The sequence below is a fragment of the Streptosporangium brasiliense genome, from assembly GCF_030811595.1.
Classification (GTDB): domain Bacteria; phylum Actinomycetota; class Actinomycetes; order Streptosporangiales; family Streptosporangiaceae; genus Streptosporangium; species Streptosporangium brasiliense.
Genome location: NZ_JAUSRB010000002.1, coordinates 4,463,304 through 4,475,780, shown reverse-complemented (window position 1 = coordinate 4,475,780; position 12,477 = coordinate 4,463,304). Strand labels below are relative to the sequence as shown.

Here is a 12,477-nt window from a genome sequence, read left to right as displayed (position 1 = left end):
CGACCGCCCACCGCACGGAGCAGTCACGGCCATCCACCGCACGGGCAGGTCACAGCGCCCCATCGTACGGAGGGATCATGACCGCCCACCGCACGGGCAGATCACAGTGCCCCGCCGCACGGAGGATCATGACCGCTCCGCCGGTCAGGCGGGTCAGGGCCGGGTAGTGACTCCGTCAGTGCTGAACGGGGCGAGCCAGCCGGGCGTGACCTCGGCGGCGAAGGCCACGCCCTCGGCCTCGCCGACGTCGATCGCCTCGTAGCCGCCGGTGCCCGCGCCGACTCCGGCGACCACGGTCAGCACTCCGGCACGCCGCTGGAACCATGTCTGCCGGAGGGTCCAGCCGACCACGGCCCGCTCCTCCACCACGGCCTGGGAACGGCGCAGCGACCCCGATCGCACCGACAGGCGGGCCCCGTCGTAGGTGTGGCCGAGAGAGCGGTAGCGGTCCAGGCCGAGCGGGACGCCCAGCGCCGCCAGGAGCAGCGCCGGCAGCGCGAGCCCCCACCAGAGCGGGGACCACGTCACGGCGGCCGCCGCCGCGCAGGCGGCGACCACCAGCCACGGGAAGACCGCCCGGAACAGCCGGCGCCTGCGCGCCGCCGCCGGATGGGGCCGCAGCCCGGTGGCGATCGGGCCGATCGCCTCACCCACCACGTCGAGCACGATGGCCCGTGGCACCACCGGCATCAGCTGCCCCCGGGTCTCGGAGTCGCCGAGACCCGTCACGATCGCCCACGCGCGGGCGAGGCCCGCCCATCGTTCGGCCGGCCCCTCCACCAGCTCGAACCCGCGCACCCTGCGCCGCTCCAGCGACACGCTGCGGCGGGTGACCAGGCCACGCTCGGCGATGAGATAGCCCTCCCTGGCGCGCAGGGTGAAGTCCCAGTTGAACACGGCGTACATGATCGCGCCGACGACCGGCATGGCGAGCACCAGCAGCACCAGTGCGCCGACGAGGAGGGCGGGGTGCCCCCAGAGCCACTCCCCCGCGCTCACCACGGCCCGTCCGTCGATCTTGAGCTCCGAGCCCCACTGGAAGGCCAGGCCCACGGCACCGGCCACCAGCGCGAACGGGGTCAGCAGGTAGGCCCCCGACAGAGGGCCGTAGGCGAGCCACTTGCGCGGCACCACGAAGAACACCCGCTCGGGAGTCGTCTCACCGACCTCGTGACGGACCGTGGCGGGGACGGCGGTCCCCGTGGGCGCGCCGGGGTCCGTCACGGCATCGCCGGCCGGGCCGGGTCCCGGGAGCGCGGGATCCGGCCCCGCGGCCGCCCGGGCGGCCTCCTGCGCCTGGGCCCGCCGCGCCATCCGGGCGCGGGCGTGCCACAGGAGCACGGCCTTGAGCCGCTCGGCCTCCTCGACGGTCACCCCGTCGAGCTCGCCCTCCTGCTTCTCGTCACCGCCCGCTCCGGTGTCGATCCTCAGCACCGCGATGCCGAGCAGCCGGTGCAGGGGCGGGTTGCTGACGTCGACGCCCCTGATCCGCTCCAGCGGGATCGTCCGTACCGACCTGCTGACCAGCGCCCGGGTGAGCTCCAGCCGGTCGCCGACGACCTGGTAGGTGAAGGTGGCCCAGCGGACGGCGGCGTAGACGACCGAGCCGATGACGCCGAAGGCCGCCCACCCGAACGAGCCCGGCGAGAAGCCGCCGATGAACAGGACGCCGGCCAGCGGCAGGAAGAGCGAGGGCAGCATCCGGATCGGATCCGTCAGCAGCACCTTGGGGCTGAGCCGCAGCCTGGGGCCGGTCGGCGGGCCGTACTCCCCGGCCTGCGGGCCTGGCGGCGGGCCACCGGGCACAGGGGGCGCGGCCTGCGGACCTGTCGACGGGTCACCGGGGACGGCCTGCGGCTCTGGCGGCGGGCCACCGGGCACGCGGGGCGGCTCCGGGCCGGAGTCACCCGGCACGGGGTACGGGGCCCGCGGGCCTGGCGGCGGGCCACCGGGGGCGGCCTCGGAGGGGGCCTCGCCCCGCGCATCCGGCTCTCCCGGAGGGCCCTGCCGCCCTGGAGGCGCCACGGGCCGCCCGGGAGGCGGCGCGGGAGGACTCTGCCGCTCGGGGGGTTCGGTCATGTGGCGTCGTCCCTCAGCTCCTCGGCCCGCCGGGCGAGCTCCTCGGCCAGGGCCGCGGCGACCTCGTAGTCGAGGCCCTGGATCGTGGACGACCCCGCGTGGGAGGCCGTGCGGATCTCGACCGTGGCCAGCCCGAGCGTCCGCTCCAGCGTGCCCTGCGTCTTGTCCACCGTCTGGATCCGGCTGACCGGGACGAAGGCCCACTCCCTGCTGATCCACCCGGACCGGGCGTAGACCACGTCCCCGCTGAGCTCCCACCGGTGCACGGCGTAGCGCCAGAAGGGCTCGACGATCGCGGCCGGCACGACGAGCACCGCCACCACGGCCGGCAGCCACCAGACGCCGTCCAGTGCCCAGCCGGGCAGCCAGGACCACCGGCCCCCGTCGGCCCACCGGGCCAGCAGGAAGGATCCGCCCACCAGCACGACGGCCCAGAACGCCTGTTCCAGCAGCCACAGCGTGACGGCCTTGCGGGAGACCGGGTTGGCCGGGGCGCGCAACGGGACGCGATCGCCTCCCGGGGGCCGCGCACCCGCCCCGCCTGCCGCCGGGGCGCCGTTCGTGACATCCCTGTGCTCATCGGCTCGGTCGCTCACGCTGTCAGCCTAGAGGGTCCCGGCCGGCGGCCCCTCGTGTCAGCGATCTGTCAGCGGCCCCCACCGGGGTCAGCGGGCGATCAGGGAAGTGTCAGTGGGGCCGTGCACTCTGGTGGCCCGATCACTAGGAAGAGGTGCCGATCATGCGATACGCCATTCAGGCGGAGGGTCTGGTGAAGCGTTACGGGGAGACCCGCGCCCTCGACGGGGTCGATCTCCTCGTGCCGCAGGGACGGCTGCTCGGTGTCCTGGGGCCCAACGGGGCGGGCAAGACCACCGCCGTGCGGATCCTGGCGACGCTGCTCCGCCCCGACGGGGGCAGGGCGTCGGTCGGCGGGTTCGACGTGACGGAGCAGGCCCACCAGGTGCGGTCGCTGATCGGCCTCACGGGACAGTACGCCGGGGTCGACGAGACGCTCACCGGCGTGGAGAACCTGGTGATGCTCGGCCGCCTGCTCGACCTGTCACGGGCCGACGCCCGAGCGAGGGCGGCCGAGCTGCTGGAGCGGTTCGAGCTGACGCACGCCGGGAGCCGGGCTGCCAAGACCTACTCGGGCGGCATGCGCCGCCGCCTCGACCTGGCGGCCAGCCTGGTGGGACGGCCCCAGGTGCTGTTCCTCGACGAGCCGACCACCGGCCTCGACCCGCGCAGCCGCACCGAGCTGTGGAGCGTGGTGCGCGACCTCATGGCCGACGGGGTGACGGTGCTGCTCACCACCCAGTATCTGGAGGAGGCCGACCAGCTCGCCGACGACATCGTGGTGTTCGACCACGGCAGGGTGATCGCCTCGGGCACCTCCGACGAGCTGAAGGCGACCACCGGGGCGCAGGTCCTGGAGGTCCGGCCGCTCCGGCCCGACCAGCTCGACCTGGTCGTCCAGGTCGTCGCCGACGTCGTCGGCGACACCCCGGCGCAGGCCGGCGGGAAGGTCGTGGCGTCGGTGCACGACCCCGCGGTGGTGCCCGCGATCGTGCGGCGGCTGGACGACCTCGGGGTCGTCGCCTCCGAGCTCGCCCTGCGCAAGTCCAGCCTCGACGAGGTCTTCCTGGCCCTGACCGGTCACCCCGCCGAGGACGAGCCCGCCGGAACCATGAAGGACGAAGAGGTGTTCGCATGACCACGACGACCGCACCGGTCCCGGCCGCGGCCAGGCGTCCCGGCCTGTCGGCCGGGTTCCGCCAGACGATGACGCTCACCTGGCGCAGCCTGGTGCAGATCAAGCACAACCCCATGGAGCTGCTCGACCTGAGCGTGCAGCCGGTGATGTTCCTGCTGCTGTTCACCTACGTGTTCGGCGGCGCCATCGCCGGGAGCACGGGAGACTACCTGCAGTTCGCGCTGCCCGGCCTGATCGTGCAGAACGCGCTGTTCGCCACGTTGACCACGGCGATCGGCCTCAACACCGACATCACCAAGGGCGTCTTCGACCGGCTGCGCAGCCTGCCGATCGCCCGCACCGCGCCGCTGGCCGGCCGGATCGTCGCCGACACCGCCAAGCAGCTCTGGGCGCTGTTCCTGTTCCTCGCGATCGGCACGATCCTGGGCTTCCGGATCCAGACCGGGGTGACCGGCGTGCTGGGCGCGGTGGCGCTGCTGCTGGTCTTCGCGCTGGCGATGTCCTGGATGTCGGTGCTCATCGGCCTCAAGGCGAAGGATCCGGAGAAGGTGCAGATCTTCGCGTTCTCCCTGATGATGCCGTTGACGTTCACCAGCAACGCGTTCGTGCCGACCGACACGATGCCCGGCTGGCTGCAGGTGTGGGTGAACGTCAACCCCGTGACGCAGCTCGCCGACGCCGTCCGCGGGCTGCTGCTCGGCGGCGAGGTCGCCGGACCGGCGGTCAGCTCGCTGCTGTGGGCCGCCGCACTGGCGGCGGTCTTCGCTCCCCTGGCGATCCGCGCGTTCCGCAGCCGGGCCTAATCTGTCGGGACGCCGCGGACAGCCGAAGGCGGCCCGACCGCCGCGGAGACATATCGAAGAGAACCGGAGTGATCGCGTGTTGGTGGTTCACGGCGCATGGGTGGACGGGCGGCTGGGGGTCTGGGCGGAGGACACCGCCCGGGCCCCCGGCCCCGCCTCCCGGGCCACGCTCCGTCCCCATCCGTTCGCGGCCCCCGCGGCCGTCCTGGCCACGGCTCTCGGCGTGACCGGCCCGGGCGCGACGGCCGCCGGGGAGACCTCCGCCGGAGGCGGGACCGGGACCGGGACCGAGGTGGGGCGCGGGGCCGAGGAGCGCGAGCTGACCATCCTGCTCCCCGGCTCCACCAGGGGCCCGCTGCCCTCGCCCGAGTCCGGGCTCACGGGCTCGGCGCGCAACCCGAGGATCTCCGCCTGGCGCGTCCCCGCACTGCTGCTCCCCCCGGCCGGGGCGCTCCGCCTGCTCGGCTCCCTGTCCGGTCCGGAGGCGGGCGCGAGCCGGTCCGGCCTCGGCTCGGAGGAGACGGACGGGGGCGCGCAAGGGCTCGAATGGGGTCCCGGGCTCTCCCTGCGCTACTTCGCCGTGGTCGCCGAGCACGCGCGCGCCCTGGTGCGGCGCGGCCGGATCCTGCCCCAGCTCGTCCTGGAGGACGGCGGCCGGGCCGCCCGCTGGCGGCCCGTGCTCACCGGCGCCGACCCGGCGGCGCTCGGCGACCTCGCCGCGGCCATGCCGCCGGTCTGCAGGGCGGTGGCCGGGGAGCGCCCGGCCAAGGACGTGCTGTACGAGGCCCTGGGCGGCCTGGTGGACGGCGCGGCGCGCCTGGCGCTGCCCGACCGTCTCATCCTCGGCCACCGGCCGGGGGCCAAAGCCCCCCTGCCCGACCGCTGGCTGTACGCGCTGACCGGCGAGGACGCCGCGCTCCCCGGCGCCAGGCCCGCCGAGGTGACGCCGCTCGCCGACGCGCTCGACGCGTGGTACGCCTCGGCGCACGAGCTGGACGGGCCGGTCCGGGCCTGCTTCCGGCTCATCGAGCCCGCCGGGGAGGGCGCGTCCTGGAAGGTGGAGTTCGGCCTCGCCCCCAACCCCGCCGGCCCCGGCGACGCGGACGGGGCCGGAGAGGCGGCCGGTTACCTGTCCGCCGACCGGATCCGGGCCGGGGAGCGGGCCCCCTGGCTGCCCGAGCGACCGCAGGAGGTCCTCCGCGCCGACCTGGCCCGGGCCGTCCGCCTCCACCCCGACCTCTACAGCGCGCTGCGCGACCCCGAGCCGTCCGGCCTGGCGGTCGAGACGGCCTGGGCGTTCTCGTTCCTGCGCAACGGCGCCCCCATGCTGAGGGCCGCCGGCTACGGCGTGCTGCTGCCGGCCTGGGCGGGGCGCCAGGGGCTGGGCCTGAAGCTGACCACGCGGACGGTCGCCGGCGAGGAGGGGGCCGGCCTGGACCGGCGGGTGAGTTTCCGGCTGGACGTCGCCATCGGCGACCACACGATCACCGAGGAGGAGCTGGCCGGGCTGGCCCGGCTCAGGATCCCCCTGGTCCAGGTCAGGGGCCAGTGGATCGAGCTGGACGACCAGCAGCTCAAGGCGGCGCTGAAGGTCGTCGAGCAGCGCGGCGGCGGCGAGCGGACCGTGGGCGAGGTGATCCGTGAGGTCGTGGAGGGCGGTGACGAGGACCTGCCGCTGGTCGCGGTGGACTCCGACGGCCTCCTCGGCGATCTCCTCTCCGGCGAGGCCGAGCGCCGTCTCACCCCTGTCGGCGTGCCCAGGGGCCTGAAGGGGACGCTCCGCCCCTACCAGGAGCGCGGCCTGTCATGGCTGAGCTTCCTGTCGGATCTGGGGCTGGGCGGCATCCTCGCCGACGACATGGGGCTCGGCAAGACCGTGTCCACCCTCTCCCTGCTCCTGTCCGAACGCGAGGGCGGCACGCCCCCTCCGACGCTGCTGATCTGCCCGATGTCACTTGTCGGCAACTGGCAGAAGGAGGCGGCCAGGTTCGCCCCCTCGCTGCGGGTCCACGTCCACCACGGCGGCACGCGCAAGCGGGACGGCGAGCTGGCGGCGGCGGTGCGGGAGGCCGACCTGGTCGTCACCACCTACGGCACGGCACTGCGGGACCTGGGAGCGCTGGCGGCCCTGGAGTGGGGCAGGGTGGTCTGCGACGAGGCCCAGGCGATCAAGAACAGCGGGGCGCAGCAGTCGCGGGCGGTGCGGTCGATCCCGGCCCGCACCCGCCTGGCGCTGACCGGCACCCCGGTGGAGAACCGCCTGTCGGAGCTCTGGTCGATCATGGAGTTCTGCAACCCCGGGCTGCTCGGCCCGGCCAAGCGGTTCCGCAAGCGCTACCAGGAGCCGATCGAGACACGGCGCGACGAGCACGCCACCCGGGCGCTGAAGCGGGCCACCGGGCCGTTCGTGCTGCGGCGGCTCAAAACCGACCGGTCGATCATCTCCGACCTGCCGGAGAAGCTGGAGATGAAGGTCTGGTGCACGCTCACCCCGGAGCAGGCGGCGCTGTACAAGGCCGTGGTGAACGACATGCTGGACAGGATCGACGGCTCCCGGGGCATCGAGCGCCGGGGCAACGTGCTGGCCACGATGACCCGGCTCAAGCAGATCTGCAACCACCCCGCCCATCTGCTCAAGGACGGCTCGCGGCTGGCCGGCCGGTCGGGGAAGCTGGCCCGCCTGGAGGAGCTGGCGGAGGAGATCGTCGAGGAGGGGGACAAGGCTCTGGTGTTCACCCAATACACCGAGTTCGGCTCCCTCCTGCAGCCCTACCTGGCCGCCCACCTGGACCGACCGGTGCTGTGGCTGCACGGCGGGCTGTCCAAGAACCGGCGGGAGGAGCTGGTGGAGCGCTTCCAGCGCGACGACGAGCCGATGCTGTTCCTGCTGTCGTTGAAGGCGGCCGGCACCGGCCTCAACCTGACGGCCGCCAACCACGTGATCCACGTGGACCGCTGGTGGAACCCCGCGGTGGAGGACCAGGCGACCGACCGGGCCTTCCGGATCGGCCAGACGAGGAATGTCCAGGTCAGGAAGTTCGTCTGCGTGGACACACTTGAGGAGCGGATCGACGAGATGATCGAACGGAAGAAGGCGCTCGCCGAGAGCGTGGTCGGCACCGGCGAAGACTGGATCGCCGACCTGTCCACCGAGCAACTGCGCGAGCTGTTCCAGCTCGGCCCCGGGGCGGTGAGCTGACATGACCGACGGCGACGACGCGCTCTCACCGGCCGGACCGGCACCGGCCGCCCCCTGCGACGGACCCGGCCCCACCGCCGGACCGGCGCCGGAGGCGCTCTCCGACGGACCCGCCCCCGTGACCGCCGGACCGACCTCGGAGGCGCTCTCCGACGGACCCGCCCCCACCGCCGCTCCGGAGCCGGAGGCGCCCTTCGACGGGCGGCCGGCCGGCTTCTACTCCCCCGGCGTCTCGCTGAGCCGGCTGCGGCCGCGGCCGGACGCCGCGGCGGCCCCCACGGACCTGCTGCTGCGGGCGCTGGAGCCGCCGCCGGTCAAAGTACGGCACATCCCCCTCCTCGACCTGTTGCGGAGGCACTACCGGGAGCTGGGCGGCGAGTAGGGCGCCCCGCCGCCGCGCGCCTGACCCGCGCGACGCCTGACCCGCGCGACGCCTGACCCGCGCGGCGGCTGACCCGCGCGGGCGGCGCGTCTAGCCCGCGAGGGCGATGATCTCCTCCCGGGACAGCAGGCGGCCGCGCTCGTAGCAGCGGGAGTATTCCAGCCGGCCGAGCGCGGCGACCGTGCGCTCGGTGATCCGCACGTGGTCGAAGTCGACCACCGCGTCGATGCCCCGGACCGCCGCGGCGCCGCCCAGGAGCACGGCCGCGGTGGCCGGGGCGCCCTCCGACAGCACCAGTCCGGCGCAGCCGATCAGCACCAGGCCCAGTACGGCCACCTCCCGCGTCTCCGCGGCCTGCGCCAGCGCGGTGCCGAGCAGCCGCCGGCCGCGGACCAGGTCGCCCTCCTGCTCGGCCAGCAGGCCCAGCGCCGTGTTGATCGAGGCCCGGGCGTGCAGCGGGATGCTGGGGGTCTCGTCGATCACGCGCATGGCCTCGGCGTAGTAATGCCTGGCCTCGTTGAGCTTGCCGTCCTCGCGGGCGAAATCTCCCCGGGCGCTGAGCAGGTTCAGTGCGGCGATCCGGTCCCCGTTGCCGATGGCGGCGCGGAGGGTCTCCTCCAGGAGCTCCTCGGCCGCCGCCCGGTCTCCCGCGAGGTTGAGCCCGAGCGCCAGGCGCCCCCGCATGTAGGCGACCTCCTCGACCGCGCCGAGCTCCTCCATCAGGGCGAGCGCCTCGTGGACCTCCTCCAGCGCCCGTTCGGGCTCACCGTGCAGGAAGTCCAGATCCGACAGGGAGGCGAGCACGTTGGCGACGCCCCAGCGGTCCCCGATGGCCCGGAAGTCGCGCAGAGCGGTGGACAGCTCGGTCCTGCCCTCGGGGATACGGCCCGCGAACAGGTGCTCGAACCCCCGGAACAGCCGCGCCGAGGCGATCACCCAGGGGGCGGGGTGGGCGAGCATCTCGTCGAGACAGAGGTCGTTGTCCGTGTTCAGGCCTGAGAACAGCGCGAGGACCGGGCCCGCCATCACGACCAGGGGGTGCCACGGCCGGGGCAGCGTCTCGGGCGCCAGCCGTACGACCTCCTCCAGCTCGGCCCGCGCCGTGTCGAGCTCGATCCCCGCGCCCACCGCGTTGGACCCGTAGGAGGCCCGGGCCAGGGCCAGCGAGGCGGGGTCGGCGCCGTCCCCGGCCAGCCTGAGCACCTCCCGGGTGCGGTGGGCGCCCTCGACCCGGTAACCGCGCAGCCACCAGTACCATCCCAGGGCGCCGACCAGCCGCAGCGCCAGGTCGGTCCGGGCCGCCTCGACGGTCCAGCGCAGCGCGGCCGTCAGGTTGTCGTGCTCGGCGGCCATCTGGGCGATGACGGCGAGCTGCCGGTGATCGCGGAGGCCGGGATCCGAGGTCTCGGCCAGCTCGGTGAAGAACATCGCGTGGGCCAGCCGCACGCGGCCCTGCTCGCCCGACTCGGCCAGCCGCTCGGCGGCGTAGGCGCGGATGGTCTCCAGCATCCGGTAGCGGACGACGGTGCCGTGGCTGTGGGCCACCACCAGGGACTTGTCCACCAGCCGGGCCAGCACGTCGAGCACGTCGGCCCGGTCCAGGCCCTCCCCCGAGCAGATCTCCTCGGCGCAGTCGAGAGCGGCGCCCCCGGCGAAGACGGACAGGCGGCGGGCCAGCACCCGCTCCTGCCCGTCCAGCAGGTCCCAGCTCCATCCGACCACCGCGCGGAGCGTCTGGTGGCGGGGCAGCGCCGTACGGCTGCCGCCGGTCAGCAGGCGGAAGCGGTCGTCGAGCCGGTGCGCGATCTGTTCGGCCGACAGCGAGCGGAGGCGGGCGGCCGCCAGCTCGATGGCGAGCGGCATGCCGTCGAGCTCCCGGCAGATCCGCACCACCGCGCCGGCCTCGTCCTCGGGCCGGTAGCCGGGCCGGACGGCCGCGGCGCGCTCGGCGAACAGGCGGACGGCCGGGTAGCCGAGGGCCTCGCCCGGGTCCTCGCCGCTCGGCGGGAGTCCGAGCGGCGGCACCGGCCAGGTCAGCTCTCCGGTGATGCCGAGGGGTTCGCGGCTGGTTGCCAGGATGCGTACCCCGGGACAGCTCGCCAGCACCCGGTCGGCGAGCTCCGCCGCTGCCTCGACCACGTGCTCGCAGTTGTCCAGGACGATCAGCAGCCGTTTCCCGGTGAGTCCCGAGACGAGTCGGGACAGCGGATCGCGGGGGGCGGGCACGGGGATCGCGCCGTGGCCGGCGGCGGACGCCGGCGGCGGAGGGTCGCGCAGCTCCAGCGCCGAGAACACGGTCTGCGGGACCTCCGACGGCTCGGCCACCGGGGCGAGCTCGACCAGCCACACCCCGTCGGGCATCCGGCCGGCGACCGCCTCGGCCGATTCGACGGCCAGCCTGGTCTTGCCCGCGCCGCCGGAGCCGAGCAGGGTGACCAGCCGGTTCTCGGCGAGGAGTCCGGCCGTCCGCGCCAGGTCGCGCTCGCGGCCGACGAAGCTGGTGAGCCTGGCCGGCAGGTTGCCCCGCCACGGGGCCTCGCCGGGCGGTGGGAGCCCCGGACCGCTCCCGCCGGGCGGCGGGGCCTCCGGGCCGCTCCGGACCGGCGAGCCGCCTCCCGCGGACGGCGGGCGCCGGCCGTCCTCGACCGGCGGCCGGGAGCCCGGACCGTCCTCGTCGGGCGGTGGGGCCTCCGGGCCGCTCCGGGCCGGAGGCCGGGGCCGCGGGCCGCTCTCGGCCCATTCGCGGCGCAGCATGGCGAGGTGGAGGTCGGCCAGCTCGGGTGAGGGGTCCACGCCGAGCTCGCCGGCGAAGACCAGCCGGGCGTCCTCGTAGGAGGCCAGAGCCTCGACATGGCGGCCCGAGCCGTACAGGGCGCGCATGAGCTGGCCGCGCAGCCGCTCGCGCAGCGGGTGGGCGGCGATCAGGGCGGGCAGCTCCGCGGCGGCCTCGGCCTGCCGTCCGAGCAGCAGGTCGGCCTCGAGGCGGTCCTCGACGGCGGCCAGGCGGAGGGTCTCCAGCCTGGTGATCGCGGCGGCGACGGCGTCGTTGCCCGCCAGGTCGGCCAGGGCGGGCCCGCGCCACAGTGCGAGCGCGGCCCGGAGCGCGGTCGCGGCGTCGGCCGGGGCGCCCGCCCCGAGGGCCGCGCGGCCCTCGGCGGCCAGCCGGGCGAACCGGTGGGCGTCCACCCGGTCAGGATCGACGGCCAGCCGGTAGCCGGCCGCGTCGGCCTCCACCAGCCCGCGCTGATCGCCCAGCGCGCCGCGCAGCCGGGAGATCAGGGCCTGCAGCGCGTTGCCCACCGCGTTCGGCGGGCGCTCCTCCCACACTCCGGCGACCAGCCGGCCGACGGGCACGGTCCGGCCGGCGTCGAGAAGGAGCAGGGCGAGGAGGGTCCGCAGGCGCTGCCCGGCGATCTCCGCCGCCTCTCCTCGCCGGCGGATCTCCAGGGGGCCGAGGATGGCGAAGGTCATTTCCGCGTCCAACCTCACCCCCTCCATCCTTCGATTCTGTCCGATTCCCGGGCATTTCCGAGCCATGGAACCTCGCGATCCGGTCTGCGCATCTTCCAGACCCGCGTAGCATCATCGGGCATGGGGCAGCCGAATACGTCTACGCGCCGCCCGCGGCGGACCGTCGGAACGGTGCTCGCCGCGGCGTTCGTCGTCGTCTCCTCCGGCTGTGGGATGGTGGGCAGCTCCGCCTCGGCCGACAGGCTGCAGCTGGAGCCGATCAACGTCTCGAGTCCTCGGTTGAAGGACGGCGCTCCGCTGCCGTCCGACTACTCGTGCAACGGCTCGGTCGGCAACCCGCCGCTGCGCTGGTCGGGGGTGCCGGACAGCACGAAGTCCGTCGCGATCGTGGCCGACAACAACGCGCGCGCCGGTGGAGAGGTGAACTGGGTCGTGTTCGACATCGACCCGCGTACCAACGAACTGGCCGAGAACAGCGTCCCGGTGGGAGCTGTGGAAGGAAGCACGACAGGCGGCAAGGTGGGCTACTCCCCTCCATGTCGCGCCCGGGAGAACTATCGTTTCACTGTCTACGCGCTCGACGGCAAGGTCGACCTCAAAAAGGGCGCCTCCCTCGACAAGACCTTGAAGAGCATCGCGGACAAGACGATCGCCTGGGGACGGCTCACCACGGCGCACATCGAGTGACAGGCCAAACACCGGAGGTATTAATGGTTACCAATTCTTCACTTAGGGTGTGACAACGCTCATAGTGGTCCGACACAATCAGATCCAATGTCCGTGCGCAGGTGATGCAAGGGGGCAGGTCGCGTCGATGGCCGCGCGACCT

General features: G+C 74.3%; 8 protein-coding genes. 5 read left to right on the top strand and 3 right to left on the bottom strand.

Features of this window, described 5'->3' with window-relative positions; translation table 11 throughout:
• Positions 1–153 precede the first annotated feature (153 nt).
• Positions 154–1,806, bottom strand: a complete 1,653-nt coding sequence (locus J2S55_RS29170; protein ID WP_306867531.1) for a PH domain-containing protein — start codon at positions 1,804–1,806, stop codon at positions 154–156.
• A gap of 269 nt (positions 1,807–2,075) precedes the next feature.
• The gene (locus J2S55_RS29165; RefSeq protein ID WP_370879709.1) at positions 2,076–2,675 is read right to left on the bottom strand and encodes a PH domain-containing protein; all 600 of its coding nucleotides are present in this window, start codon (positions 2,673–2,675) and stop codon (positions 2,076–2,078) included.
• 143 nt (positions 2,676–2,818) lie between these two features.
• Between J2S55_RS29165 and J2S55_RS29160 the strand changes: the two genes are divergently transcribed.
• From J2S55_RS29160 to J2S55_RS29145, 4 genes are all read left to right on the top strand, one after another.
• Complete coding sequence (locus tag J2S55_RS29160) at positions 2,819–3,793, top strand: ATP-binding cassette domain-containing protein (RefSeq protein WP_306867529.1); 975 nt, start codon at positions 2,819–2,821, stop codon at positions 3,791–3,793.
• Positions 3,790–4,596 carry an ABC transporter permease gene (locus J2S55_RS29155; protein ID WP_306867527.1) on the top strand — a complete coding sequence of 269 codons (807 nt, stop codon included), beginning with the start codon at positions 3,790–3,792 and terminating at the stop codon, positions 4,594–4,596. Before J2S55_RS29160 ends, J2S55_RS29155 begins: the two co-directional genes overlap by 4 nt.
• A 76-nt stretch (positions 4,597–4,672) precedes the next feature.
• Positions 4,673–7,795, top strand: a complete 3,123-nt coding sequence (locus J2S55_RS29150; RefSeq protein ID WP_306867524.1) for a DEAD/DEAH box helicase — start codon at positions 4,673–4,675, stop codon at positions 7,793–7,795.
• A gap of 1 nt (position 7,796) precedes the next feature.
• Complete coding sequence (locus J2S55_RS29145) at positions 7,797–8,177, top strand: hypothetical protein (RefSeq protein ID WP_306867522.1); 381 nt, start codon at positions 7,797–7,799, stop codon at positions 8,175–8,177.
• Positions 8,178–8,267: 90 nt separating this feature from the next.
• Here the strand turns inward: J2S55_RS29145 and J2S55_RS29140 are convergent, their stop codons facing one another.
• Positions 8,268–11,648 carry an AfsR/SARP family transcriptional regulator gene (locus J2S55_RS29140; RefSeq protein ID WP_306867519.1) on the bottom strand — a complete coding sequence of 1,127 codons (3,381 nt, stop codon included), beginning with the start codon at positions 11,646–11,648 and terminating at the stop codon, positions 8,268–8,270.
• Between the two features lie 120 nt (positions 11,649–11,768).
• Between J2S55_RS29140 and J2S55_RS29135 the strand changes: the two genes are divergently transcribed.
• Complete coding sequence (locus J2S55_RS29135; protein ID WP_306867516.1) at positions 11,769–12,335, top strand: YbhB/YbcL family Raf kinase inhibitor-like protein; 567 nt, start codon at positions 11,769–11,771, stop codon at positions 12,333–12,335.
• Positions 12,336–12,477: the final 142 nt, after the last annotated feature.

What these genes read in the sequence shown, in the direction of transcription:
- J2S55_RS29160 (WP_306867529.1), top strand. Translation starts at nt 2,819, where the DNA reads ATGCGATACGCCATTCAGGCGGAGGGTCTGGTGAAGCGTTACGGGGAG.
- J2S55_RS29155 (WP_306867527.1), top strand. Translation starts at nt 3,790, where the DNA reads ATGACCACGACGACCGCACCGGTCCCGGCCGCGGCCAGGCGTCCCGGC.
- J2S55_RS29145 (WP_306867522.1), top strand. Translation starts at nt 7,797, where the DNA reads ATGACCGACGGCGACGACGCGCTCTCACCGGCCGGACCGGCACCGGCC.
- J2S55_RS29140 (WP_306867519.1), bottom strand. Translation starts at nt 11,648, where the DNA reads ATGACCTTCGCCATCCTCGGCCCCCTGGAGATCCGCCGGCGAGGAGAG.
- J2S55_RS29135 (WP_306867516.1), top strand. Translation starts at nt 11,769, where the DNA reads ATGGGGCAGCCGAATACGTCTACGCGCCGCCCGCGGCGGACCGTCGGA.